The sequence below is a fragment of the Labedella endophytica genome (assembly GCF_003990045.1).
Lineage (GTDB): Bacteria > Actinomycetota > Actinomycetes > Actinomycetales > Microbacteriaceae > Labedella > Labedella endophytica.
Genome location: NZ_RZGZ01000002.1, coordinates 431,636 through 455,487 on the forward strand (window position 1 = coordinate 431,636; position 23,852 = coordinate 455,487).

Sequence of the window (23,852 nt, forward strand, 5' to 3'; positions counted from 1 at the left end):
CTCAGTCCTGAGCGAGGATGGCGTACAACCGGCGACGCGTCTCGTCGAGGGCCGCGACGGCCTGCTGGACCTGCTCGGGCGAACCCGTGCGGCCCACCTGCGCGGCGGCCCGGGCGAGCTCGACGCCCGCCTTCGGTAGGGCGGCGAAGCCGGGGGCCTCGTCGGGGTCGGTGTCGTTCCACGGCGCGGACGAGGTGGCGGACTCCGCCTCCACGCGACCGGCCGGGGTCAGCGAGTAGGTCTTGCGACCGTTCGACTCCTCGGCACTGATGAGGCCCTCGTCGGCCAGGAGCTGGAGCGTCGGGTACACGGAGCCGGGGCTCGGCTTCCAGCTGCCGCCACTGCGCTCCTCGATCTGCCGGATGATCTGGTAGCCGTGCATCGGCTGCTCCGACAGGAGGGCGATCACCGCTGCGCGGACGTCACCGCGGCCCACGCGCGTACCGGCGCTCTTCTCGAAGCGGGAGCGGAACTCCTCCATCGCCTGCCAGATGCCATCGGGGTTGATGCCGGAGCCGAAGCCGGTGTTCGGGAACGAGCTGGCCATGATGTTCTCCTCAGAACGACGTGAACGATACTCAACGATATAGTCCCCTGGCCGTGCGTCGGGTGTGAATCCATCGGGCCGACCCCGCGTGCCGGCACCGACCCCGCTCACCGGTCGGCGGTCTCCTCCGACGTCTTCCCGGATTCCTCCGCCGGGCTCCCGCTCCCCTTTCCGACCTTCCGGAACACGCGCTCCACGCCCCACAGCACCACGCCGATCGCGAGCAGCACGAGAGCGATGCCGTATTGCCCGCCGTCGCGGCCCGACGTGAACGGGAAGACGAGGTAGAGGCACGTGATCGCACCGATGATCGGCATCACGGTGGGTGTCGTGAAGTGCTCGTGGTCGACCGGCTGCTTGCGCAGGACGAGCACGACGACGTTGACGATGGCGAAGACGCTCAGCAGAAGAAGGGATGTGGTTCCGCCGAGGAGGGCGACGATCGACCCCTCCGCGTCGAGCGAGACGTAGGTGATGAGCCCGAGGGCGAGGACCGTCGTGAAGAGGATCGCCGCCCACGGCGTGCGGCGCGAGTGCGACACCTTCGACAGGAACGTCGGGAGCACACGCTGCCTGCTCATGCCGTAGAGGAGACGGCTGGCCATCATCATGTTGATCAGTGCCGTATTGGCGACCGCGAACATCGAGATGAACGGCAGCAAGGAGTTGATCGGGAAGCCCGGCGCCGCGTTCTCGACCGCCGTCACGAGCGGAGCCTCGCTGCCGACGAGGTCGCCGATCGGGACGAGGGCGACGACGGTGATCGAGACGAGCACGTAGACGATCGCCGCGAGGCCGAGGCCCGTGAGCATCATCTTCGGGAAGATCTTGCTCGGGTTCTTCGTCTCCTCCGCCATGTTGACCGAGTCCTCGAATCCCACCATCGCGAAGAAGGCGAGCGAGGTCGCCGTGCTCACGGCGAGGATCACGTTCTTGTCGTCGGCCGTCTCGAACGCGACGACACGCCCCCAGTCGGCGTTGCCCCCGAAGATCGCCCACATGCCGATGAAGATCACGAGCAGCAGTCCCGAGAGCTCGATGAGGGTGAGGACCACGTTGAGCCAGACGCTCTCGGTCACACCCCGCAGATTCACGAGCATGATGAGCACGATGAACGCGAGGGCGATGATGAGCGTCGTGCCCACGGCGTCGGGTAGACCGAAGCCGATGCTGAGGTTCACGGCGAACGCCCGCGACGCCGTGGCCGCCGAGGTGATGCCCGAGGTCATCACGATGAAGCACACGATGAACGTGAGGAAGTGGATCCCGAATGCCTTGTGTGTGTAGAGCGCGGCGCCCGCCGCTTGCGGGAACTTCGTGACGAGCTCGAGATAGGAGAACGCCGTCACGGTCGCGACGGCGAATGCCAGCAGGAACGGCACCCACGCGGCCCCTCCGACCTCGGCGGCGACCTGGCCCGTGAGGGCGTAGATGCCTGTGCCGAGGATGTCGCCGACGATGAAGAGGAGGAGCAGTCCCGGACCGAGGGCCCTCTTCAGCTCGGGCTGCTCGGGTTCGGCGGTCTTGACGACCTGGGTCCAGGACGGATCGGTCATGATGTCTCCCTCTGGCCGTGCTCGCGAGTACGTTGACGGGACCCTACTCCCCCGATCGGGTGTGGCAATAGGGGGTCGTGGTGCTCGACGAGGCCGTCGTCGATGTCACTTCTCGGCGCCGACGAGTCCCCTCACGAAGTACTTCTGGAGGAACAGGTAGGCGATCACCACGGGGATCACCGCGAGCAGCGAGGCGGCGGCGGCCGCCGGGAGGTTGCTCGACTGCATCGAGAAGAAGGAGGCGATCGCCGGGGCGATCGTCCGCGTCTCCGGCGAGGTGAGGATGTAACCCGACAGGGCGTACTCGTTCCAGACGCCGACGCCGGTGAGGATGCCGACCGTGGCCGTGACCGGCTTCAGCATCGGGATGACCACGAGCCACAGTGTCTGGAAGATGTTGGCACCGTCGATCATCGCGGCCTCCTCGACGCTGATCGGCAGCGAGCGCATGAACGAGGCGTAGAGGAAGATGCTGATCGGCAGGCTCGTCGCGACCATCACGAGAATCACACCCCAGTAGGTGTTGAGCGCCCCCATCTGGGCGAGCATGCTGTAGAGCGGCACGAGGATGCTGAGCGCCGGCACCATCATGAGGCCGACGTTGATCGCCAGGATCCCCCGGTTGTAGGCGGTCGGCCGGCGAGCGAGCGGGTAGGCGGCGAACGCGCCGATCACGCAGACGAGCACGGTCGACACCGAGGCGACGAGCACGCTGTTGCCCATCGCCCGGAGGATCCCGCCATCGGTGACGGCGGTGACGAAGTTGCCCCAGAACGGTTCCGAAAGCGGGAACGACCACTGCGACGACAGATCGGTCTTCGGCTTGAGCGACGTCGTGAGGGCGACGTAGAACGGCAGGAGTTGAATGACCACCACGAGAAGGACGAACGCCCCGACGGCGAGGCCGACGGCACGTCGGGAGAGGACGGCGTTCACTGCTGCTCCAATCGGCGCCGGTTGAGCGCTCCGTTCGCGAGGATGGTGAGCACGGCGATGATGAAGAAGAGCGCGACACCCATGGCCGCGGAGTATCCGGCCGATTGGGCATCGAAGTAGGTGCGGCCGATGAGGGTCGACACCGAGCTCGTAGACGTGCCGGGTCCCCCGCCGGTGAGCACCTGGATGACGTCGAAGAGCTTGAGACCGCCGATGAGGTTGAGAACGACGCTCGTCGCGAAAGCCGGTTGCAGGAGCGGGAGCACGACGTGCCGGAAGCGCTGCCCCGCATTCGCCCCGTCGAGGATCGCTGCCTCGATGTATTCGGGTGCGATGCCCTGGAGCCCCGCCAGGTAGATGATCATCGAGGTGCCCACGAACTGGATCGAGTTGACCGCGAGGATGATCGTGACGCCTCCGCCCTGCGTCGAGAGCCACGCCTGCCGCTCCCCGCCGAACGCGACGACCACGTCGTTGAAGGCGCCGGTGTTGTACTGGAAGAGCAGGTAGTAGAAGGTGCCCATCACGATCGGAGAGACGAGGACGGGGAGGTAGATGATGGCCCGAGCCACCCCGCGGCCGGCGAGCTTCCCGTCCAGCGCGAGGGCGAGCCCGAGACCGAGCACCTGCTGCACCACGGTGCTCCCGATCCCGTAGATGAACGTGGTGATGAGCACGGCGCGGAACGTGTCGTCCGTGAAGAGACGAAGGTAGTTGGCCCCGCCCACGGGGTTGCTGTCGGCGCTGTACCCGTCCCAGTCGGAGAAGGAGATCGCGACACCGCTGATGAGCGGGTAGATGGTGAAGACGGCGAAGAGGAGGAGAGCCGGAAGCGCCAGGAGGTTGATGCTGGCGCCGCGGAAGCGACCCGAGCGCCGGCGGGGCGGCGGGGCCGCTGGCGGCACGCTTCGGGGTGGGGCGGTGTCGAGAACGTCGGTGGTCATGAGTTCACCCGTCGAAGGATACGGCGGCCCGTCACCGGGCCGCCGTATCGGTTAGTTGGAGGACTGTGAGAACAACGTGTCGAAGTCGCCCGCCATCTTCGCGGCGCCCTCCGCAGGGGTCGATTGCGCAGCGAGCACGCCGTCGGCGGTCGTCACGACGCTGTCCCACATTCCGTTCGGCAGGTAGACGCGGTCGAAGAACGGCTCGAGCGGGACGGTCCCACTCGCGACGTACTGCTCGAAGGGGTCCGTGAGGGCACCGAGATCCGGTTCGGCGTTCGTGAGCCCTGGCGGGTTGCCGACGGCGGCGGCGAGAGCCGACGCGTTCTCCGGCTGCGCGAGGAAGGCGAGGTACTCCTTGGCGATCTCGACGTTGTCGCCGTCCTTCGCGACGCCGAAGGCCGTGTCCTCACCCCCGATCAGGTAGGGGTCGCCGCCGTCGAGCGGCGGAACGGGCATGTAGCTGAGGTCGGCGTCGGGGTTGTAGGTCCAGGCCAAGGTGACGAGCGCGTTCGTGCTGAGAGCGAAGGCCGAGGTGCCCTCGGCGAGGGACCTGGCCATGTCGTCTCCCGTCGCGGAGGTGTAGTCCACGTTGGTCCAGCCGTCCGTCTTCATGTCGGCGAGCACGCCGAGCAGGTCGGCGTATGCGTCCTCCTGGAACTCCCCATCGCTCATCTTCGCGAGTTCGTCGTCCGTGAAGCCGCCGGGCGCGATCCAGTCGACGAGGTTGCCGGCCGAACCGTCCTTCGATCCGGCGAGCGAGAAGGGCACGACCCCGTTCGCCTTCACGGCCTCGGCTGCATCGGCGAGTGCATCCCAGGAGGTGAGGCCTGCGGGGTCCACGCCGGCGTCCTCGAGAACGGTCCTGTTGTAGATGAGGCCGGACGCAGAGGTCGTCACGGGCAGGGCGAAGAACTCGCCGGAATCGTTCTTCATGACGGGTTCGAGGACGTCGTCGAAGTTCTCGGCCCACGGCTCGTCCTGGAGGGGAGCAAGGAACTGGCTGTAGCGCAGGAGCGACCATCCGTGCGTCGCCCAGATGTCCGGAGCGTTGCGTGCAGCGAGGCGGACTTTCATCTGCGGTTCGTAATCGTCGGCCCCCGTCTTGAGGTCGATGTCGACGTCCGGGTTCTCCTCCTCGAACGCGGCCGTGATCGCTTCGAGCTGGGCGTAGACGGGCGAGTCGACGGATTGGGCCGTCTGGAATTCGAGGACCGCCTTCCCGTCGGTGCCGGATCCCCCGCTGCAGGCGGAGAGGGAGCCCGCGAGCACGAGGGCGGTGGAGGCTGCCAAGGTCGCGGCCAAAGAGCGTGACTTCATCGTCGATTCCTTCGGTGTCGGTTCGCCGAGTGGCGGTTCCGGGGGACGTTACCCGAGTAAATTCGCTCACGCAAGACATACGTCCACATTCGTGATCCCCGAGAATACGCTGGTTGACTCGGGTAAACCCGGCTGCGATACTCCGATGGACCACGCCGATCGACGACCGGCGCGACGTAACGGATCACGGAGGATTCACGACCATGACTTTCACTCTCGGAATGGTGGGTGCCGGACAGTTCTCGGCCCACTTCGCGTCCCTCTTCCAGTTGCACCCGGGTATCTCGGACATCTATGCGACCGACGTCATCGAGGGCCGCGCCGAGAAACTCGTCCGGGACGTCGGCCTCGCCGGGACGCGCGACAGCTTCGAGGCCATGCTGGAGGACGACGACATCGACGCCGTCGCGATCTTCACGCAGCGCTGGACTCACGGCCCCCTCGTCGTCCAGGCGCTCCGGGCCGGCAAGCATGTCTATTCGGCCGTACCGATGGCGGTCTCGCAGACGGAGATCGGCGCCATCATCGAGGCGGTCCAGGACACCGGTCTCACCTACATGATGGGCGAGACGAGCTACTACAACCCGGCGACGGTGTTCGCGCGGAAGCGGCTCGCGGACGGCGGCCTCGGCCGCGTCTTCTACGCCGAGGGCGACTACCTGCACGACATGGACCTCGGCTTCTACGACGCCTACCGCTTCAGCGGCGGCGACGACTGGAGGTCCACCGCGAGCTACCCGCCCATGTGGTATCCGACACACTCGATCGGCGGTGTCCTCGGCGCTCTCCCCGCGCACGCCACGAGTGTGAGCTGCATCGGGGTGCGCGACGAACTCGAGGACGGCGTGTTCGACCGGAACGTGAGCATGTTCGGCAACGACTTCTCCAACGCGACAGCCTTGTTCGAGCTCTCCGGCGGCGGCTCGATGCGCATCAACGAGTTCCGCCGCGTCGGATACCCGTCTCACCTCCGCGAGAGCCGGTTCGCCTTCTTCGGTACCGAAGGCAGCTTCGAGCAACTCGCGACCACCTCGATCTGGCAGACCAAGGAAGGAGCCACCGACGTGTCCGATCAGATCGCCACGCGTCCCACGCTGTCTCTCGACGACCCGCTCCTCGCCGACGTCGCGCCCGCCCTGCGAGAGGCCTTCGTCTCGGGACATGCACCCGTGCATGACGACCTCATCGGGCGCCTGCCCGCGTCGTACGAGGTGGCGCCGAACGGCCACGAGGGCGCCCACCAGCTCCTCGTCGACGACTTCGTCCGCGCAGTGAACGACCGCACGATGCCCACCGTCAACGCCTGGGTCGCGGCACGGTTCACCCTCCCCGGCCAGATCGCTCACGAGTCGGCGCTGCGCGGCGGGGAACGCATCGTGATCCCGGACTTCGGCGACGCTCCGGCAGACCTCCCGTCCGCGGGCCTCGCCGATGCGTCCGCGCGCCGCCCCTGAGCGCTCGATCCCGCCCGCCGGTACCGCGTCGGTCCCGTGGGATACTGGGGCCGACGTGGGAGGGATGGGGATGCGCGAGGCTGCTCCGGGACCGCAACGGCGGGCGACCCGCGCTGACGTCGCCCGCCGCGCCGGCGTGAGCGACGCGGTCGTCACCTACACCCTCAACGGAGGCGCGCCGGTCGCCCGCGCAACGGCAGAGCGCGTCCTCCAGGCCGTCGCGGATCTGGGCTATCAGCCGAACCAAGCCGCCCGCGCGCTGAAATCGGGCTCGGCCCACACCCTCGGCCTCATCCTGCCCGACGGTCCCGACCCGGTCTTCGAGAACCCCTTCTTCACCGAGTTCGCGAACGCGGTCGAGGCCGCGGCCCGGCGCCGCGGCTACGCCCTCTACATGACGCCGACGCCTCCCGACCAGACGTCCGTCGTCACGCGTCTCAATGACTTCGCGACCCGGCAGGTCGACGGCGTGCTCGTCGTCCCTGGCGAGGGTTCCCTCGACCCCGACGTACTCGATCGCATCGGCATCCCCTGGCTGCAGCTGAACACGGTGCACGAGCAGGTCGGCGTCGACAGCATCGGGGCCGACCTCCTCGGTGGTGCTGTCCTGGCGACGGAGCACCTCATCGCCCACGGGCATCGGCAGGTCGCCTTCGTCGGCGAGATCGACGAGAGGGAACCTCGGTATCGCGGCTGGCTCGCGACCTGCGAGCGTCTCGGCGTCGAACGGGGTCCTGCTCTTCCGAGCGAGTACAACCGGCAGAGCGGCTATGCGGCCGGCCTCGAGATCGCCGCGATGGATCGTCCCCCGGCAGCCGTCTTCGCCGCCTCCGATCTCATCGCCCTCGGCGTGCTGCGCGCCCTTCACGAGCGAGGGGTGAGCGTCCCCGACGATGTCGCCCTTGTCTCATTCGACGGTTCCTGGGAAGCCGAGTACTCCTGGCCGGCCCTCACCTCGGTGAGGCAGCCGATCGAGGAGATGGCGGAGGCGTCCGTCGCTGCGATCCTCGACAGGACGGCCCCGGATGAGCGACGGCACCGGATGTTCCGCGGCGAGCTCGTCCTTCGAGCATCGTGCGGGGTACACCGTCCCGCCTGATCGCTCTCCTCACCGCCTCGGGCTCGATGTCGCGCCCGTAAGAGGCGGGGCATGCGACCGCCCCGGTCCCCGAGAGCGTCTCGGCTCCGGAACGGGGGCTCGGTCGAGCAGGCCCGTGCCGCCGCGCTAGCATGACGACCGTGACGGAATCCACGCAGTGAAGAAGTACGTCGGCCTCGGGTACGTCATCCTCGCCATCGCGGGTCTGTTCGTCTTCTTCGGTCTCGTCACGTTGGTGCTCTCGAAGGGCGACCTCTCCGCGCAGGTGGAGTTCGCCCTCCCAGGGAAGCGGCGGGCGTCGAATCTCACCTACTCCTACCCCGCAGGCGTGACGATTGCCGCGGTGCTCAGCTACACGACCGCGCTCGTCCTCTCCGCGATCGCGCACATCCGCGGGTCGACGACGTGGCTCGTCGTGGCGGGGATCGTCGGAGTGATCGCCGCGGTCTGGTCGGCGATCAACGGCGTCACCTTCGGACTCGACGATCCCTCGAAGTGGCTCGCCCTCCTCATGGCGGGGATCACGATCTTCTTCGCGTGCGTCTCCACCATCCAGCCCCTCGTCTCCGGCTCCAGACGCGGCTGACCCGTCCTCAACCGCGGCGCACCGGGGAGATGACGAGTTCGTCGATGCGCACGTGCGGAGGGGCATCCAGCACGAAGCGCACGGTCTCGCCGACGTCCGCGGGCGTGAGCATCGCCGCGCGGGCCTCGGCGTCCGGCACCTCGGGCCGCTGATCGAGGAAGTCGGTCGCGACGTCGCCTGGGCACAGGTGGCAGGCGCGCACACCGTGGGTCGCCTCCTGCTCGTTGAGCGCGCGGATCGCCGAACCGAGGGCCGTCTTGCTCGCCGAGTAGGCGACTCCCGCGCGCGGCTGGTGCGACCAGCCGGCGTACGAGGAGATCGCGACGACGACACCCCCCGATTCGCGCAGGGCCGTGAGCGCCGCGTCGATGACGACCACCGCGGCCATCAGGTTCGTGTCGACGATCGCGCTGAAGTCCTCCATCGATTGATCGTCCCAGCGCCGCTTCGGTGCGTTGAGCCCGGCGGAGAGCACGAGGCCGTCGATGCGGCCGTACTCAGCGAGGATCGTGTCGGAGGCCTCCCGAACGGCGTCACCGTCGCGCACGTCGAGCGGGAGCACCGCCGCCCGCCCGCCCGCGTCCGAGATCTCGTCGCTGACAGCCGTCAGCTGCTCAGCGCGACGGCCGCTCAGCACGACGGTCCAGCCCGATCCTGCGGCCGATCGGGCCACGGCGGCCCCCATTCCGCTGCCTCCGCCGGTGATCCACAACACTCGTTCGCTCATCGGGCACTCCTCGACCTCGTCGTCCGCCGGCTTGCCACGGATGGTCTCCGTAGCCGCCCTGACTAGTATGCCGAGAACGCCGTTTCTACCGATCCGGCGGCCGGAGCGAAGGAGCTCGCATGCATCTCGACCTCACCGACCGCGTCGTCGTCGTCACCGGAGCGGGCCGCGGAATCGGGCGGACGATCGCCGAACGGTTCGCCGACGACGGCGCCCGCGTCGTCTCCCTCGACCTCGCGGCGCCCGAGCTCTCGGACGGTGACCGCACCGACATGGAATCCCGGAGAATCGACGCGATCGCGTGCGACGTCACCGATCCCGCCTCTGTCGCCCAGGCCGTCGAGACCATCGTGGAGCGCCACGGCACGATCGACGTGCTCGTCAACAACGCGGGCATCAATGTCGACGGAGCCGTCGCCGACCTCACGTGGGACGGCTGGCGGAAATGCATGGACGTGAATGTCGGTGGCGTCTTCCTCATGAGCCAGGCCGTCGCCCCCGTGATGCAGAAGGCGGGTCGTGGGCGCATCCTCAACGCCGCGTCGTTCGCGGCGATCATCCCGAGCGTCGGGAGCGCCGCCTACGCCGCATCGAAGGCCGCAGTCGTGCAGTTCACGCGCGTGCTCGCGTCGGAGCTCGGGCCCTGGGACATCACCGTCAACGCCTACGCCCCCGGCATGGTGCCGACGGCGATGAACGGCTTCGCCGAGATGCCGCAGGACGCTCAGGACCGCCTCCTCGACACCCTGTCGATCCGCCGCTGGGAGACGCCCGACGACGTCGCGAATCTGCTCCTCTTCCTTGCGAGCGACCAGGCCGGTTACATCACCGGGACCCTGCTCGACGTGTCGGGCGGCAAGCTCGCGACGCAGATCCCGAGCCGCGCGCACGGGAGGTGAGGGCCGCACGGCCCGTCGCCTATCACAGCACCGCTGCAATCTCCTCCCCTCGGCATGCTCCGTTCACGCTGGCACCGTGGAGGGCATGGACTACTCGCGATTCCCCCTCCATGACGATTCGATCGGGCTCCTCACTCGCGGCTACGGGCTCGGTGCCCGACTGTGGCAGCGCACGGAGCGCGGCGCGCGATCCGTACCCTTCCGTCTCCTCGGCCGGCCCGCCCTCTTCGTGCGCGGTGCCGAGGGCGTCGAGCTGTTCTACGACGAGTCGCGCATCCGACGGCACGGCGCGATGCCGGCGTTCATCCAGGAGTCGCTCTTCGGACACGGTTCCGTGCACAGCCTGGACGGCGACGAGCACCGGCACCGCAAGTCCACCTTCGTGGACGTGCTGTACGACGACGAGCACGTCGACCGACTGATGCCGCTCCTGGATCGGGAATGGCGAACAGAACTCGAGGCCTGGGCGGCCGGCGGCGACCGATCCGCCTATCAGGCGGCGGTCGCAGCGCTCGGCCGTGCGGTGATGGGCTGGGCGGGAATCCCCGGCACCCGCGCCGCCCACGAGCGCTGGGCGCAGCGGCAGGCGCAGATCGTGGACGGCTTCGGCGTGCCCTACTCCCCCGAATACCTCCTCGCACTCGGCAACCGACGCTGGTCCGATCATCACGCCGCACGGCTCATCGAAGCCGTACGGTCTGGGGCGCTCGAGCCCGAGCCCGGCACGGCGCTGCACGCGTGGGCATGGCACCGCGGGCCCGATGGCGCTCTCCTCGCCCCGCACCTCGCCGGAGTGGAACTGCAGAACAGCTTCCGTCCCATGATCGCGGTGTCGCGATTCGTCGCGTTCGCGGCGAAGGAGTTGCACGATCGCCCGGAATGGCGGGAACGGATCGCCGCGGAGAACGACGAGCGCGGGTCTCTCGTCGGCGGTACGATCGCCACGATGTTCGCGCAGGAGATCCGGCGCACAGCGCCGTTCGTGCCGATGCTCCCGGCGTGGGCGACGACCGACGTCGAACTCGACGGCGAGCGCGTGCCGAAGGGCGGCCGCGTGGTGCTCGACATCCTCGGAACCGACACCGACGAACGGTCCTGGAGCGAGCCGAACAGCTTCGATCCGGAGCGCTTCCGCGGCATCGACGACTACGAGGCGATCACGACGTTCGTCCCGCACGGCGGCGGCGGCGTCTCGACCGGCCACCGCTGCCCCGGCGAGAAGCTCGCTATCGCCGGTCTCGCGGCCGCGATCGCGTCCCTCAGCGATCCGCGCATCCGCATCAGCGGTCGGGGCCTCGACGTGAACCGGCGGCGTATGCCGACGAAGCCGCGTTCGGGAGGACGGATCCGGCCCGCCGGCGCACCCTCGCGCTGCCCTTTCCACTGAGCGGGGACAGGCGCCTCCATCGGATCCGGCGGAGTCTTCTCCGTCGGTTCACCGGACGCCACGGGAGGCGAGGGCCTCTCCGAGTTCGTCCGCGTGTTTGAGAGAGATCACGAGGAAGGGCACCACGAAGGTGCGCAGATTCGCGCGCGCGCCGCGGGCCTTCTGGGCCGCGCGCACGTCGGTCGCGATCCGGGCCAGCACGGGTACCGTGCCGAGCGTGATCGTCAGCAGCAGCGCGATGCGCTGCGGGTCGATCCTGACGTAGCGGAGCGGGCCGAGTCCCCGCTCGACGGCCTCGAGGAGCGCGGTGGTGGGAGTCGTGAGGGTGAGGAGTGCGGCGAGCAGGAGGCCCGAGGTGACCCGGGTCGCGTTGGCCACGGCCGGTTCGGGGCCGAGGAAGAGCAGCTGGCTGACGAGCATGACGAGGAGGATCCAGCGGAGCGCGAACAGCTGGCGGCCGAGGTCTCTCATGCCGAGGGCCCCGTCGTGAAGCTGTGCGGCGGCGTAGGCGACGACGCTCGCGGCCGCAGCGACGCCGGCCGACCACCACACCGGCGGGAGCAGGAAGACTCCGAGGGTGAGGGCGAGCAGCATCACCGTCTTGGGGCCGGCCGGCATCCGGTGGAGCCAACCCGTGCCCGGGCGGTAGAGGGTCAGCATCGCAGGAGCGCCTCGTACTCGGCGATGACCGAGGCCGGGTCGCCGACCGACGTGAACCGGCCCGCGGCGAAGAGCACGGCCGCGTCGCATCGCGCGGCGAGGGCGAGATCGTGGGTCACGAGGACCAGTCGGTGGCCGGTCTCTTCGAACAGGTGGTCGGCCACGCGCCGGGCGTTCCGCGCATCGAGGTACGCGGTCGGCTCGTCCGCGATGACGAGCTCGGGCCGCCGCACGAACGCACCGCACAGGGCGAGGAGCTGCTTCTGGCCGCCCGAGAGGTCGTGCGACGATCGCGTCGCGAGCTCCGAGAGACCGAATCGCGCGAGGGCCGCCTCCACACGATCGTCGCGTTCGGCGCGCGCAAGCTTCTCGCTTCGCAGAGAGAACGCCACGTCCTCGGCCACGGTGGGCATGATGATCTGCGCGTCAGGGTTGCTGAACACCACCGCGACGCGGCGGCGCAACTCCGCCGCCTGGCGGTCGGGATCCACGCCGAGCACGCTCACGGAGCCGGAGGTGCGTTTCACGAGCCCGCCGAGCAGGCGCGCGAAGGTGGACTTCCCCGAGCCGTTCTCCCCGATTACGGCCACGGTGCGCACGTCGAGTTCCATGGAGACCTCGCGCAGCACGTCGACGTCGCCGAGGCGCACGTTCACCGATTCGAGGTGGATGGTCACCGGACCACCTCCACGACGACGGCGATTCCCATCCCGCCGCCCACCGACGCGGCGGCGACACCGAGGGTCCCAGCGGAAGCCCCGGCCCGCACGAGTCGGCTGAACAGACGCACCACGGCGACCGCGCCGCTCGCGCCCCACGGGTGTCCGATGGCGAGCGCGCCGCCGTCGGCGCAGACACGCGGATCGTCGTCACCGATCCCGATCCGGTCGAGGACCGCGAGGCTCTGCGCTGCGAAGGCCTCCACGATCTCGAAGGCGGCCACCTCGGCCGTCGTCACGCCCGCCGCACGCAGAGCCGCCTGGATCGCGGGAGCCGCGCCGATGCCCGGCAGCGCCGGATCGCAGCCGACGACGGCCGACGCACGCACCGCGAGTCCCGAACCCGTGCCGGCCGGGGCGACGACGAGCGCCGCCGCTCCGTCCCCGATGCGCGTCGAGGTGCCCGCGGTGAGTGTTCCGCCGGGAAACAGCGGTGGGAGGCGATGGAGCAGAGCCCCCGCTCCCCCGATCGCGTCGTCCGCTCGGAGCCCCGCCAGCGGAACAAGCTCGGCGTCGAATCGGCCGGAGTCGAGCGCGGCTCGAGCCCGCGCATGACTGCGCGCGGCGTGCGCGTCCTGCCGCTCCCGACCGATGCCGTCGAGCGCCGCGAGGTCCTGCGCGGCGCGCGTCATGTCGGGGTCGGGGAATCCGTCGGGCGCGAAGGGGGCTCGCTCGTAGGGCACGCCGCCGACGCTCCGGACCGGCGCGGTCGAGGCGCTCTCGACTCCGCCCGCCACCCGGACCCGCTCGTCGCCGGCACGGATCGCGGCGACGGCGTCGAGCAGGGCGGCGAGCCCGCTGCCGCACTGACGGTCGACGGTCGCGCCGGGAACGTGGGTGCCGAGCCCTGCTGCCAGGGCCGCGATCCTCCCGGGGTTGCCGCCGGGACCCATGCAGTTCCCGAGCAGCACGTCAGCGACCTCGACCCGTGATCCGGTGGCGGATTCGGCATCGGCCAGCGCCACCCGGATCACCGGAGCGCTCAGCTGCCCCACGTCGAGCGCGGCCAAGGCGCGACCGCGGGTGCCGATCGGCGTGCGCCGCGCGGCGACGATCACGGGGTCTCGCTCAGATGGCACGGCGGTGGGCCTCTCCTGCACGCACTCGGCGGACCACGTCGGCGCGCGCGGGCTTTCCGGACGCGGTACGCGGTATCACCCCAGTGAACCACTGCCGAGGGCGGTGAGCCGGCGCGAGTTGTGCGTCGACGCGTGCGCGGACGTCCTCCGGGAGGTCCCCGTCGAGCTCGAGGAACGCCGCCACGAGCGCACCCACCGGCTCCCGGGGCAACCCGAAGACGACGGCGTCGCGCACACCCGGTATCCCGCGCAGGACCGCCTCGACCTCCTCTGGCACGATCGTCGCGGACGCGCTCAGGATCGCGTCGTCCGCGCGACCCAGGAGCCGCAGCCGGCCGTCGACGAGCTCGGCTCGATCGCCCACGGTGGCCCAGCCATCGTCCTGGCGCAGCGGCCCGCCGGCGCCCAGGTACCCGGACGCGATGAAGGGCGAGCGCACCCAGAGAACGCCGTCGCGGACGTCGAGCTCCACTCCGGGGAACGCTCTCAGCCCATCACCCTCATCGATGGCGACGAAGGACAGCTCGGCCGCGCCGTAGTACGCGGTCATCCGGATACCCGCCGCCTCCGCTCTTTCGCGCAGCTCGGGGTCGAGGTGCGAGCCGCCGATGAGCGCTGCGCGCAGAGGCGTCGGCACGCCGGCGTCGAGGACGGCGCGCAGTGCCTGCGGAGTGCCGTGCAGGCTCGCGGCCCCCGAGGCGGCGACGGGCCCGAGGACGGGGGCCGGCCCGCCCGCCAACGTGTGGGCGAGGGAGAACAACGTCAGCGACGACGTCGGCGGCGCCGGGAGCGCCACGCCGCCGCCCACGCCGGCACCGAGCACCTCGCCGACGGTGTCGAACGAGTCCTCCCACGACGCCGCGCTCCGCAGCACGACGCGCGGGCTGCCGCTGCTTCCCGAGGTCACGGACGCCCACGCGGCGTCGCGTGGCAGGTCCGCCTCCGCGATCATCGCGGCGATGGCGGCGCGGTAGGCGCCCGACCACCGGGAGTCGTCGACCAGGGGGACATCTCCCGCCTCCCGGATCTCGCGGAGCCGGGCGAGCAGGTCCACCGTGTCGTCGCGGACGAGGACGATCACGGCAACCGTGTGGCGTCGCCCTCGGCCGATGCGACGCGCTTCGGCGCCCACACCCGGCGGAACGCCCGCGGGTAGGCGCGGAGGAGAGTCGTCACGACGATGGTCGCGATCACGGCCTTGATGAGGTCGCCCGGCAGGAAGACCAGGCTGGTCAGCGCGGTCTCGGGAAGAGGCAGCCCCATCACGATGCTCTGGATGGGGATGCCGAGAGCGTAGATCGCGCCGATCCCGCCCACGACCATGCCGATCGCGGTCCGCCAGATGACGGGCTTGCGACCCCCGGCGTGCACGATCAGCCCGATGACGATGGCACCGAGCACGAAGCCGAAGGCGTAGCCCGCCGAGGGACCGAGGAACACCCCGATACCGCCTCGGCCCCCCGCCAGCAGCGGAAGGCCCGCGGCCGTGAGCGCCAGCACGACGCCCATCGACAGCGCGCCGAGCCACGGCCCGAGGACGGCGCCCGCGAGCATCACACCCAGCGTCTGGGCGGTGATCGGAACCCCGCCGAACACCGTGAAGCCGCCCGGAAGGCCGAGCACCACGACGATTGCCGCGAACACGGCCACGCGGGCGAGATCCGTCGCATCGGGCGCACGGAAGCGCGACGGCGTCGTCGCGGGTGTCGGCGTCGAGACGGGTGCGGTTTCGGTCACGGAGATCTCCTCACGAACAAGGACCTGAACACCTTTACCTGAACAGTGTTCACTAGAACACCGTTCACTATAGTGGTGCCCATGACGACACCCGCCCGCAGCCGAGGTCACTCGCGCGAGGACGTCGTGCGGGCGGCACTCGACATCCTCGACGAGCAGGGTCTGCCCGATCTCACGATGCGGCGCCTCGCTTCAGCGCTCGGCGTGCAGCCCAGTGCCCTCTACTGGCACTTCCACAACAAGCAGAGCATGCTCGCCGAGCTGTCCGACCGGATCGTCTCGCGCCGCTCCCGCAGCCGGGCGGAGTCGGGGGCAGAGGCGGAGTGGACCGCGCAGGTCACCACCGAGGCCGCCGCCCTGCGCGATGCACTCCTGACCTACCGGGACGGTGCCGAGGTGGTGTCGAGCACCCTCGCGATGGGGCTCGGCTCGACCGTGGCGCACGACCGTCTCGCCTCGGCGATCGCCGGCGGCGACTTCGATGACCGCACCGTCGACCGGGCCGCGACCGCGATGCTGCACTTCGTGCTCGGACACGTCTTCCACGAGCAACAGCGGATGCAGTACGACAGCCTCGGCGCGGTCGCCGAGACGGCCGACGGCATCGAGGTCGAAGCCTCGACGCCGGCAACCGAGTTCGTGTTCGGCATCGACCTGCTCGTGAACGGGCTACGGTTCAGCGCCCCGCTCCCGTCCACGCGGGACTAGTCGCCGACGTACCCAACTCCCGTCCGCACGGGATTAGTCGCCGAAGCGCACGGCGTGCTCGCCGGAGGATTCACGGTCGGCGGCGGCCGCACGCTCCTCCGCCGCGACATCGATCCCCCGCCCGAGGATCACGTAGGCGATTCCCGACGCGATGAGCCCCACGAAGAGGGCGATGTCCGCGCCGCCGAGGGCCGTCGCGACCGGTCCGGTGAACCACACGGTCACGACGAATGGGATCATCGCGACGATGCCGACGGCGTAGGCCGTGAGACCGCGCCAGCCCCAGGCCCCGTAGACGCCCGCCGGGTTGAAGATCTCCTTCACGGCGTAGCGACCGCGCCGCACGAGGTAGTAGTCCACGAGGTTCACCGACGTCCACGGCACGAGCACGTAGAGCAGGATGACGAGGAAGCTGCCGAAGTTGGCGAGGAACTCCCCCGTGCTCACGAGCGAACCGATCACGGCGGCCGCGGCGATCACGAGGCACCCGACGATGCGCAGCGCCCGGGTGGGGCGCACGGCCTTGATCGAGTCGAGGATCGTGATGAGCTCGAGCGACGCGGCGTAGATGTTGATTGTGATGACGCTGATCAGTCCGGGGAGCGCCGCGACGAGCAGCCAGAGGCCAGCCCCCGGGAGGATCAGGTCGGCGGCGTCGCGGACGCCCTCGAGCGGCGAGGCGCCGGAGAAGGCCGCGGCCACGAGCGCGCCGAGGGCCATGAGCCAGACGGCACCGACGAACACGCCGCCGTAGGTGTACCAGAGCGCCCGCGCCGGGCTCGTCTGGGGCGGGAGGTAGCGCGAGTAGTCCGACACGTAGGGCGCCCAGCCGAGGGCATAGGCGGCCGCGCCGCCGAACTGCACCAGGAAAGCCACCCAGCTGAAGCCCTCGAACGTGAACTGCGACGGGTCGAGCGGAACGACGACGAGCGCGGCGACCGTGAAGACACCGAAGGTCACGAGGAAGAGCAGCGTCAGCCACTTCTGCGTCTTGTGGATCCAGTGATAGCCGAAGATCGCGAGCAGGACGGCGAGCCCCGAGACGAGGATGTACCAGAGCGGGTTCGCGTCGAGACCCGTCGTCATCGTGAGCACGTCCGCCGCGAGCATCTGGTTGAACATGTTGAAGCCGACGAGGCTGAACACCACGATCGCGCAGATCAGGATGACACCACGGTAGCCGAACTGGGCGCGCGACTGGATCATCTGCGGAAGGCCGAGCTGGGGCCCCTGCGCCGAGTGGAACGCGGTGAACACCGTGCCCACGGCGACTCCCAGGACGATCGCGAGGAGCGAGGTGACGAGCGATGCCCCGAGGGCGGCGCCGAGCATGCCCGTCGCGAGCGTCGTCACGTTGGCGTTCGACATGAACCACAGGGGGAAGAGCGACCACGGCTTGCCGCTGCGCTCATCGAGCGGGACCCAGTTGATCGAGCGCGTCTCGATGGTCTCCGTGGGGGTGATCCCCGGCTTGGAGGTGGCCGTCGGGGTCGGGTTCATGATTCTCCTCGGGAGCGACAGTGCGGTTGCCCGACGATATTGCGACCCGCTGATATCGCACAACACCGTGTTGTCCGCGGATTGCCATAGCTTCGACCTATAGACCCGTTCAGTCGCCTTCAGCCGGGCGCAGAGTCCCGACCTGGTCGACAACAGGAGCGGGCGGTCCCACGCGAGGCTTGCGGTGATCAGTATCTCCCCCTCCGACCCGATTGCTTCTCTCCGTCAGGCCGACGAGCGCGAGGTGGCGGTCCGCCGTCCAGCAGACCAGCTTCCCTTTGTGGTCGCGACTGCGCCCGAGCACACCCGCATCGGCGAGTTCGACGAGCGCACGGTGTGCTGCCCCCGCCGATACGCCGTGCCGCGACGTGACCGTCTCGATGGTCAGAACGGGATCGGTCGAGAGCCCTCCGAGAATGCGGAGTACGACCGAATCGCTCCGTGGCTTCACCGGCGAGACACCTCTCTGCGCACGTTGACGGAGGAGGTCGTCGTACACGACACCGTCGAGCGCTGCGAGATCGTCGGACAGGCGCGCCGCGTTCCCGGCCGCGAGTTCCGCGGCTCGAGCAAAACCGATGATCCATTCGTCCACACGGGACGGCTCGTCGCGGAACGCGGTCAATCCGGCGATGTACGAATCCGTATCCCCTGCGAAGACGGTGCTGATCGGAATCAGCGTGTTCCGGAGGGCATCCGTGCGGCGGAGCACCGTATGGATGAGCGCACGCCCGGTGCGGCCGTTGCCATCGATGAACGGGTGGATCGTTTCGAATTGGGCGTGGGCGATCGCAGCGCGGACGATCGGGTTCCCCTCCGTCGCTGTCACGAACCGAGCGAGGTCCTCGATCAGGCGGGGGACCTCCCCCTCCGGGGGCGGGACGAAGGCGGCTCGAAGGGGGCTCCACCCGGTGCCGCCGACCCAGTTCTGCTCCGTTCGGAGGCCCTCGACCAACGTCGGTTCGATGACGTGCTGAAGGTGCTCGAGGTCGGTCGTCGTGACGCGGCGATCGCGATCGGCAAGCGCGGCGATGGCGTCCTCCGTGGCACGGACGTTGGCAACGACATCGAGAGCCACTCGCGTTCCCTGCTGGAGGAGTTCCGCGATCGCGAGTTTCTTCGGGGTCACCCTGTTTCCCTCGATCCACGACGAGGAGATGCTCTCGGAACGGATCAGCAGATGGTTGAGATACCCCCCTCGAGCGCCGATCCGTTCGTCGGCACGGGCGAGGATCGTGAGTGCATCTTCGGCCGCCTGCTGCGCTTCAGACCCGATGCGAGGCAGCTCCTCCCCGAGTTCGTCGGGCACGTACGCTCGATACCGGCCGGCGGCTCGGTCTTTTCGCGCAAGGTGGGAGGCATCCTCGGGGTTCCACAAGAGATCGACATAGCTCGCCATGTGCGCACCCCCGACCTCGACGCCGCCCGTCGAAAATTTACTTTATCACCGATAAAGGATATTTCCTCGATGAACGGTAACGGTTAGAGGCGGCGCGGTCGCGACGCCGGGGGCGGCGGAACCGGCTTCGCAGCGATCACCGTGTCGACGGCGACGGTCTCGAGGCCGCGCTTGCCGTCGACGACGAGCGTCGTCTCGTCGGCGCTGACGAGCACACCGAGGGCGTCGGTCGCCTGGCCGGTCGGCAGCAGGTACCGCACCACCACGCGCGTGCCCGGGGGCGGGAAGATCACCATGCGCTCGGCTTGTAGTCCTTGAGGAAGATCCCGAACAGGTCCTCCCCCGCCTCTCCGCGCACGATCGGGTCGTAGACGCGGGCGGCGCCGTCGACGAGGTCGAGAGGCGCGTGGAAGCCCTCCTCGGCGAGCCGGATCTTCGTCGGGTGCGGCCGCTCGTCGGTGATCCAGCCCGTGTCGACACTCGTCATGAGGATGCCGTCGGTCTCGAACATCTCCTGCGCGCTCGTGCGCGTGAGCATGTTCACGGCGGCCTTCGCCATGTTCGTGTGCGGGTGCCCCGGGCCCTTGTAGGCGCGACCGAACACGCCCTCCATGGCGCTGACGTTGACCACGTACGTCCGCTGCGCCTCGCTCGCCGCCATCGACGGGCGGAGCTTCGAGATGAGGATGAACGGGGCCGTCGTGTTCGCCAACTGCACCTCGAGCATCTCGAGCGGGTCGACCTCGTTCACGTGCTGCGTCCACGAGTTCACGTCGTGCAGGTCGGGCACCAGTCCGCCGGCGTCGATCGCCGTGCCGGCTGCGTGGCGTTCGATGGAACTCGATCCCGGTGCCATCGCCTGCTCCGTGAGCTCCTCGGCGCGCGCCGCGGCCGCCGCGAGGATCGGGTGCGCCGTGACCGACCGGGCGAGCGCCTGCGGGTGCTCGTCGTTGGTGTGACCGAAGGTCACGAGCTCGGGCAGCGGACCGTCCGGGAGCGGCGACAGCTCCGCGTCGACGAGGGGCTGGTAGGCGCCCGGCGACCGGCGCACCGTCTGCGTGGCGTTGTTGATGAGGATGTCGAGGGGCCCGGCCGCCGCCACGTCCTCCGCGAGCCCGATCACCTGGGCGGGGTCGCGCAGGTCGATGCCCACGACCTTGAGCCGCGAGATCCAGTCGGCCGAGTCGGGCAGGCTCGTGAACCGGCGCACCGCGTCGCGGGGGAAGCGCGTGGTGATGGTGGTGTGGGCGCCGTCGCGCAGCAATCGGAGCGCGATGTACATGCCGATCTTCGCGCGACCACCCGTGAGGAGCGCGCGCTTGCCGGTCAGGTCGGTGCGCGCGTCGCGCTTCGCGTGGCTCATCGCCGCGCACGACGGGCAGAGCTGGTGGTAGAAGGCGTCGACGACCGTGTATTGCTGCTTGCACATGTAGCACGGCCGCGACTTCAGGAGGGTGCCGGCGGTGGGCGCCGTCGTGGACGTGCCGATGGGGATGCCACGGGTCTCGTCGTCGATGCGATCGGCGGCCCCCGTCGCGGTGGCGGCGATCACGAGCCGATCGGCGTCGGCGATCACCGCGCGCTTCTCGAGCCGGTGTGCCCGCTTCACGGCCTTGAACATCTTCGCGGTCGCCTGGCGGACAGCGATGAAATCGGGGTGCGACTCGTCGATCTCCGGCAGCTGCCCGAGGACACGGAGCGCGACGGCGAGGTCGTCCGGCGAGATACCGCTGGGTTCGGGGAGGTCGGAGGGGTCGGACGGAGCGGAGGGCACACGAGATTCTACGCCGCGAGAGAGAGCGGCTGGGGTCGACGAATCGGACGTCAGGAATCGAGGTCCCGCGTCGACCAGTCGGGCGAGTCCACTGAGATCACACCGTCTCCGACGAGGGCTCGGAGGGCCTCCTCGGCCTCACCGATGCGCACGCTCCCGACCTGCGCCTCCCAGCCCGCTCGAAGCTCGGCGAAGACGGCATCTCCCGCCCGCATGAGCTCGTCCCCCCTCGCAGTGATCGTCAGTCGGAGGCGGCGTCCGTCTGACGGATCCGGACGTCGATCGATGTAGCGCCGTTCCTCCAGGACCGCGATGGTCTTGGCGGCGGCCTGGCGCGTGACCGTGAGTCGACGCGCGAGCTCCGAGGGGTTGTCCGCCCCGGCGGCGATCGCACGCAGGGCGAAGTCGTGCGTTGGACGGACGTCGTCGAAGCCTCGTCGCGCGAGTGCCTCCGCACCGCGGTCGGCGAAGGTGCGGAACCCCGCGAGCAGGAGCAACGCGAGATCGGCGCCGGCACGTGTCATGAGCCCATCATACGATCACGCTTGACTTTGACACCCTAGTTGCCTACCTTGAAAGGCAACCATGTTGTCAATCATGAGAGAGAGCGGCGATGCCTTCGCTAGCACCCACCGTCACACTGCCCGGAGCGACCCATCACAGCCTCGACGTCGCCGGAGTCGAGTTGCACTACGTCTCGGCCGGCAGCACCGGGTCCCCGATCCTGCTCGTGCACGGCTGGCCGGAGACCTGGTGGGCCTTCCGCCAGGTGATCCCCCTTCTCGCCCGGACGCACCGCGTCTACACCGTCGACCTCCGGGGCTTCGGGGATTCGAGCACGGACGCGCGCAACGACTACAGCGAGCAGGCGTTCGCGGAGGACCTCCGTGCGCTCGTCGAGCACCTCGACGTCGGACCGGTCCACCTGCTCGCCCAAGACATCAGCGGCGGACTGGCCTTCACCTTCGCGGCGACCCATCCCGGCGCGGTGTCGAGCTTCATCGGCGTCGAGACGACCTTCGCCGGCTTCGGACTCGAGATGCTCGCCGACGTCAACAACGGTGGCTCCTGGCATCTCGGGTTCCTCGGCAGCCCCGGCATCCCTCAGTTGATGCTCGACGGTCACGAACGCGATCTGGTGGAGTGGGCCTACGGGGTGATGGGCACGACGCCCGATGGTGTGACCTCGGCGGATCTCGACGAATTCGTCCGTGCCTATACCGGTCCCGACGCCTGGCACGGCAGTGCGGGGCTGTACCGTTCCCTCTTCACCGACGACGGACGGACGAAGGCCCTCGCCGAGTCGAGTCCACTTCCGATGCCCGTGCTCGCAGTAGACGGTCCGAATTTCCCGTTCACGGCGAACAGCCTCCGCCAGGTCAGCACCGGGGAGCCGACGAGCGTGAGGATCGAGAACGTCGGTCACCTCGTCGCGCAGGAAGTCCCCGACGAGCTCGCGCGCGTGGTCCTCGGCTTCATCGAGCCGATCGACGCAGCGGCGGCCGCCGCAAGCTAGCGAGGAGTCGCCTCAGCCACCCAGGACGGCGTGCGCGATCGTGAAGATCACCAGTCCCGCGAGGGCTCCCACCACGGTGCCGTTCAGCCGGATGTACTGCAGGTCGCGGCCGACCATCAGCTCGATCTTCTCGGTGGTCTCCTCCGCGTCCCACCGCGCGACCGTGTCAGTGATGATGGACGCGATATCGTGCCGGTACCGGTCGACGAGGAAGACGGCGGCATCGACGACCCGCCCATCGACACGGCGCTGGAGTGTGGGATCCGTCGTGAGCCGCGCGCCGATGTCGCCGAGCACCTGCACCGCGCGTCGGCGCAGGCCGCTCTGCGGGTCGGCGAGCGAGTCGAGGAGGCCGGCCCTAGCGGTGTTCCAGGCATCCGAAGCCAGCTCGCGCACCCGGGGACTGTCGAACACCGTCGCCTTGGCGTCGTCGAGTCGGGCCATCGTGGTCGGGTCGTTCTGCAGGTCGTCGGCCAGCCGTTCGAGGTATCCGTCGATCGCGAGGCGGGCCGGGTGCTGCGGGTCGGCTTGGGCTGCGGCGACGAACTTCACGGCTTCGTTGTACGCCGTGTCATCGACGAGGCGGGAGGCGACCGAGGGGAGCCAGGACGGCAGGCGCCTCGAGATGAGTCCCGTGAACGCGGCGTGGTTGGCGTCCAGCCATGTCCCGATGCTGTCGAGAGCGAGGTCCACCGCACCATGGTGCGCACCGGACTCCACGACGGTGCCGAGTGAACGACCGAGCGGCGGGCCCGACTCCGGCTCGATCAGATGCTTCCGGGCGAGGTCCTCGATGACGTCGTTGACGTCGTCGTCGCTCAGGGCGCGCAGGACGCTCGCCGCCATGAGCGATCCCTCCGCACCGACCCGTTCGGCGTGCTCAGGGACGCTCAGCCACTCTCCGAGCCGCGCGGCGACCCCGGCGCTGTCGAGCTTGGTGCGCACGACGTCCCCGCGGAGGAACTCGGTCTCGACGAACTCACCGAGATTGATTCCGATCTCGTCCTTGCGGTTCGGGATGATCGCCGTGTGCGGAATCGGGATGCCGAGCGGATGCCGGAACAGCGCGGTCACGGCGAACCAGTCGGCCAGAGCGCCGACCATGCCGCCTTCGGCGAACGCACGGACGTAGGCCAGTGCCGGGCACTGCTCCTGCAGCACGAACGCGATCACGAAGAGCACCGCCATGAACAGCAGCGCGCCGAGCGCGACCCCCTTCATGGTCCGCAGACCGCGTCGTCGCTCCTGGTCGGCGGGGCTCAGCAGGGTGGTCGAGGTGTGCGGCATCCGGTCATCCTCGCACGC

The 23,852-nt window shown here is 69.3% G+C and carries 24 protein-coding genes; 7 read left to right on the forward strand and 17 right to left on the reverse strand.

Translation table 11 applies throughout. The annotated features are described in order from the left end of the window. Position 1: 1 nt before the first annotated feature. The 5 genes from ELQ94_RS05575 to ELQ94_RS05595 all read right to left on the reverse strand — a co-directional run bounded on the left by ELQ94_RS05575 (position 2) and on the right by ELQ94_RS05595 (position 5,303). The gene (locus ELQ94_RS05575) at positions 2 to 547 is read right to left on the reverse strand and encodes a PadR family transcriptional regulator (protein WP_127048038.1); all 546 of its coding nucleotides are present in this window, start codon (positions 545 to 547) and stop codon (positions 2 to 4) included. A 107-nt stretch (positions 548 to 654) separates the two neighbouring features. After that, positions 655 to 2,103 carry an APC family permease gene (locus ELQ94_RS05580; RefSeq protein WP_127048040.1) on the reverse strand — a complete coding sequence of 483 codons (1,449 nt, stop codon included), beginning with the start codon at positions 2,101 to 2,103 and terminating at the stop codon, positions 655 to 657. A gap of 105 nt (positions 2,104 to 2,208) precedes the next feature. Continuing rightward, entirely contained in the window at positions 2,209 to 3,039 is an 831-nt protein-coding gene (locus tag ELQ94_RS05585) for a carbohydrate ABC transporter permease (protein WP_127048042.1), read from the reverse strand. Further along, a complete protein-coding gene (locus ELQ94_RS05590; RefSeq protein WP_127048044.1) occupies positions 3,036 to 3,983 on the reverse strand; it encodes a carbohydrate ABC transporter permease in 948 nt (315 codons plus the stop codon). The genes ELQ94_RS05585 and ELQ94_RS05590 overlap by 4 nt, the downstream gene beginning before the upstream one ends. A 51-nt stretch (positions 3,984 to 4,034) precedes the next feature. Continuing rightward, positions 4,035 to 5,303 carry an ABC transporter substrate-binding protein gene (locus ELQ94_RS05595; RefSeq protein ID WP_127048046.1) on the reverse strand — a complete coding sequence of 423 codons (1,269 nt, stop codon included), beginning with the start codon at positions 5,301 to 5,303 and terminating at the stop codon, positions 4,035 to 4,037. Positions 5,304 to 5,506: 203 nt separating this feature from the next. Between ELQ94_RS05595 and ELQ94_RS05600 the strand changes: the two genes are divergently transcribed. The 3 genes from ELQ94_RS05600 (at position 5,507) to ELQ94_RS05610 (ending at position 8,442) form a co-directional block, all read left to right on the forward strand. Beyond that, the gene (locus tag ELQ94_RS05600; RefSeq protein WP_127048048.1) at positions 5,507 to 6,757 is read left to right on the forward strand and encodes a Gfo/Idh/MocA family protein; all 1,251 of its coding nucleotides are present in this window, start codon (positions 5,507 to 5,509) and stop codon (positions 6,755 to 6,757) included. Between the two features lie 70 nt (positions 6,758 to 6,827). Further along, entirely contained in the window at positions 6,828 to 7,856 is a 1,029-nt protein-coding gene (locus ELQ94_RS05605) for a LacI family DNA-binding transcriptional regulator (RefSeq protein WP_243696883.1), read from the forward strand. Positions 7,857 to 8,013: 157 nt separating this feature from the next. Continuing rightward, on the forward strand, positions 8,014 to 8,442 hold the full coding sequence (locus ELQ94_RS05610) for a hypothetical protein (RefSeq protein ID WP_127048052.1): 429 nt from the start codon (positions 8,014 to 8,016) through the stop codon (positions 8,440 to 8,442). 7 nt (positions 8,443 to 8,449) lie between these two features. On the opposite strand, the gene ELQ94_RS05615 is transcribed toward ELQ94_RS05610, so the two are convergent. After that, on the reverse strand, positions 8,450 to 9,169 hold the full coding sequence (locus tag ELQ94_RS05615) for an SDR family oxidoreductase (protein ID WP_127048054.1): 720 nt from the start codon (positions 9,167 to 9,169) through the stop codon (positions 8,450 to 8,452). Positions 9,170 to 9,288: 119 nt separating this feature from the next. On the opposite strand from ELQ94_RS05615, the gene ELQ94_RS05620 reads away from it, so the two are divergent. Continuing rightward, a complete protein-coding gene (locus ELQ94_RS05620) occupies positions 9,289 to 10,068 on the forward strand; it encodes an SDR family NAD(P)-dependent oxidoreductase (RefSeq protein ID WP_127048056.1) in 780 nt (259 codons plus the stop codon). Between the two features lie 85 nt (positions 10,069 to 10,153). Next, positions 10,154 to 11,455 carry a cytochrome P450 gene (locus ELQ94_RS05625; protein ID WP_127048058.1) on the forward strand — a complete coding sequence of 434 codons (1,302 nt, stop codon included), beginning with the start codon at positions 10,154 to 10,156 and terminating at the stop codon, positions 11,453 to 11,455. Between the two features lie 48 nt (positions 11,456 to 11,503). Here the strand turns inward: ELQ94_RS05625 and ELQ94_RS05630 are convergent, their stop codons facing one another. From ELQ94_RS05630 to ELQ94_RS05650, 5 genes are read right to left on the reverse strand one after another with little or no spacing between them, the layout of a single operon-like run. Then, positions 11,504 to 12,115, reverse strand: coding sequence for a CbiQ family ECF transporter T component (locus ELQ94_RS05630; protein ID WP_127048060.1), 612 nt, complete (start codon positions 12,113 to 12,115; stop codon positions 11,504 to 11,506). Then, positions 12,109 to 12,792: an energy-coupling factor ABC transporter ATP-binding protein gene (locus tag ELQ94_RS05635; RefSeq protein WP_243696884.1), complete on the reverse strand. Its 684-nt coding sequence runs from the start codon at positions 12,790 to 12,792 to the stop codon at positions 12,109 to 12,111. Before ELQ94_RS05635 ends, ELQ94_RS05630 begins: the two co-directional genes overlap by 7 nt. After that, positions 12,789 to 13,913: a thiolase family protein gene (locus tag ELQ94_RS05640; protein WP_127048062.1), complete on the reverse strand. Its 1,125-nt coding sequence runs from the start codon at positions 13,911 to 13,913 to the stop codon at positions 12,789 to 12,791. Before ELQ94_RS05640 ends, ELQ94_RS05635 begins: the two co-directional genes overlap by 4 nt. Continuing rightward, on the reverse strand, positions 13,903 to 14,994 hold the full coding sequence (locus ELQ94_RS05645; protein ID WP_127048064.1) for an AMP-binding enzyme: 1,092 nt from the start codon (positions 14,992 to 14,994) through the stop codon (positions 13,903 to 13,905). Before ELQ94_RS05645 ends, ELQ94_RS05640 begins: the two co-directional genes overlap by 11 nt. Beyond that, on the reverse strand, positions 14,991 to 15,650 hold the full coding sequence (locus tag ELQ94_RS05650) for a biotin transporter BioY (RefSeq protein WP_127048066.1): 660 nt from the start codon (positions 15,648 to 15,650) through the stop codon (positions 14,991 to 14,993). Before ELQ94_RS05650 ends, ELQ94_RS05645 begins: the two co-directional genes overlap by 4 nt. An 81-nt stretch (positions 15,651 to 15,731) precedes the next feature. On the opposite strand from ELQ94_RS05650, the gene ELQ94_RS05655 reads away from it, so the two are divergent. Next, positions 15,732 to 16,358, forward strand: a complete 627-nt coding sequence (locus ELQ94_RS05655) for a TetR family transcriptional regulator (RefSeq protein WP_208007560.1) — start codon at positions 15,732 to 15,734, stop codon at positions 16,356 to 16,358. Between the two features lie 33 nt (positions 16,359 to 16,391). Here ELQ94_RS05655 and ELQ94_RS05660 read toward each other — a convergent pair whose 3' ends face one another. The 5 genes from ELQ94_RS05660 to ELQ94_RS05680 all read right to left on the reverse strand — a co-directional run bounded on the left by ELQ94_RS05660 (position 16,392) and on the right by ELQ94_RS05680 (position 21,555). Next, on the reverse strand, positions 16,392 to 17,858 hold the full coding sequence (locus tag ELQ94_RS05660) for a purine-cytosine permease family protein (RefSeq protein ID WP_127048068.1): 1,467 nt from the start codon (positions 17,856 to 17,858) through the stop codon (positions 16,392 to 16,394). Positions 17,859 to 17,967: 109 nt separating this feature from the next. Then, a complete protein-coding gene (locus ELQ94_RS05665; RefSeq protein ID WP_127048070.1) occupies positions 17,968 to 19,257 on the reverse strand; it encodes a Fic family protein in 1,290 nt (429 codons plus the stop codon). 83 nt (positions 19,258 to 19,340) lie between these two features. Continuing rightward, entirely contained in the window at positions 19,341 to 19,553 is a 213-nt protein-coding gene (locus tag ELQ94_RS05670) for a putative acetyltransferase (protein ID WP_127048072.1), read from the reverse strand. Further along, the gene (locus tag ELQ94_RS05675) at positions 19,547 to 21,031 is read right to left on the reverse strand and encodes an SDR family NAD(P)-dependent oxidoreductase (protein ID WP_127048074.1); all 1,485 of its coding nucleotides are present in this window, start codon (positions 21,029 to 21,031) and stop codon (positions 19,547 to 19,549) included. Before ELQ94_RS05675 ends, ELQ94_RS05670 begins: the two co-directional genes overlap by 7 nt. A gap of 50 nt (positions 21,032 to 21,081) precedes the next feature. Next, a complete protein-coding gene (locus ELQ94_RS05680; RefSeq protein WP_127048076.1) occupies positions 21,082 to 21,555 on the reverse strand; it encodes a MarR family winged helix-turn-helix transcriptional regulator in 474 nt (157 codons plus the stop codon). 89 nt (positions 21,556 to 21,644) lie between these two features. On the opposite strand from ELQ94_RS05680, the gene ELQ94_RS05685 reads away from it, so the two are divergent. Continuing rightward, positions 21,645 to 22,547 (forward strand): alpha/beta fold hydrolase, encoded by a 903-nt coding sequence (locus tag ELQ94_RS05685; protein ID WP_127048079.1) that lies wholly within the window; start codon positions 21,645 to 21,647, stop codon positions 22,545 to 22,547. A 12-nt stretch (positions 22,548 to 22,559) separates the two neighbouring features. On the opposite strand, the gene ELQ94_RS05690 is transcribed toward ELQ94_RS05685, so the two are convergent. Next, a complete protein-coding gene (locus ELQ94_RS05690; protein ID WP_127048081.1) occupies positions 22,560 to 23,834 on the reverse strand; it encodes a DUF445 domain-containing protein in 1,275 nt (424 codons plus the stop codon). Between the last annotated feature and the right edge of the window lie 18 nt (positions 23,835 to 23,852).

Excerpts from the sequence above, each read along its gene's own strand:
- ELQ94_RS05575 (WP_127048038.1), bottom strand. The coding sequence starts at position 547 with ATGGCCAGCTCGTTCCCGAACACCGGCTTCGGCTCCGGCATCAACCCC.
- ELQ94_RS05580 (WP_127048040.1), bottom strand. The coding sequence starts at position 2,103 with ATGACCGATCCGTCCTGGACCCAGGTCGTCAAGACCGCCGAACCCGAG.
- ELQ94_RS05590 (WP_127048044.1), bottom strand. The coding sequence starts at position 3,983 with ATGACCACCGACGTTCTCGACACCGCCCCACCCCGAAGCGTGCCGCCA.
- ELQ94_RS05595 (WP_127048046.1), bottom strand. The coding sequence starts at position 5,303 with ATGAAGTCACGCTCTTTGGCCGCGACCTTGGCAGCCTCCACCGCCCTC.
- ELQ94_RS05600 (WP_127048048.1), top strand. The coding sequence starts at position 5,507 with ATGACTTTCACTCTCGGAATGGTGGGTGCCGGACAGTTCTCGGCCCAC.
- ELQ94_RS05605 (WP_243696883.1), top strand. The coding sequence starts at position 6,828 with ATGCGCGAGGCTGCTCCGGGACCGCAACGGCGGGCGACCCGCGCTGAC.
- ELQ94_RS05615 (WP_127048054.1), bottom strand. The coding sequence starts at position 9,169 with ATGAGCGAACGAGTGTTGTGGATCACCGGCGGAGGCAGCGGAATGGGG.
- ELQ94_RS05620 (WP_127048056.1), top strand. The coding sequence starts at position 9,289 with ATGCATCTCGACCTCACCGACCGCGTCGTCGTCGTCACCGGAGCGGGC.
- ELQ94_RS05625 (WP_127048058.1), top strand. The coding sequence starts at position 10,154 with ATGGACTACTCGCGATTCCCCCTCCATGACGATTCGATCGGGCTCCTC.
- ELQ94_RS05630 (WP_127048060.1), bottom strand. The coding sequence starts at position 12,115 with ATGCTGACCCTCTACCGCCCGGGCACGGGTTGGCTCCACCGGATGCCG.
- ELQ94_RS05655 (WP_208007560.1), top strand. The coding sequence starts at position 15,732 with ATGACGACACCCGCCCGCAGCCGAGGTCACTCGCGCGAGGACGTCGTG.
- ELQ94_RS05660 (WP_127048068.1), bottom strand. The coding sequence starts at position 17,858 with ATGAACCCGACCCCGACGGCCACCTCCAAGCCGGGGATCACCCCCACG.
- ELQ94_RS05665 (WP_127048070.1), bottom strand. The coding sequence starts at position 19,257 with ATGGCGAGCTATGTCGATCTCTTGTGGAACCCCGAGGATGCCTCCCAC.
- ELQ94_RS05670 (WP_127048072.1), bottom strand. The coding sequence starts at position 19,553 with ATGGTGATCTTCCCGCCCCCGGGCACGCGCGTGGTGGTGCGGTACCTG.
- ELQ94_RS05680 (WP_127048076.1), bottom strand. The coding sequence starts at position 21,555 with ATGACACGTGCCGGCGCCGATCTCGCGTTGCTCCTGCTCGCGGGGTTC.
- ELQ94_RS05685 (WP_127048079.1), top strand. The coding sequence starts at position 21,645 with ATGCCTTCGCTAGCACCCACCGTCACACTGCCCGGAGCGACCCATCAC.
- ELQ94_RS05690 (WP_127048081.1), bottom strand. The coding sequence starts at position 23,834 with ATGCCGCACACCTCGACCACCCTGCTGAGCCCCGCCGACCAGGAGCGA.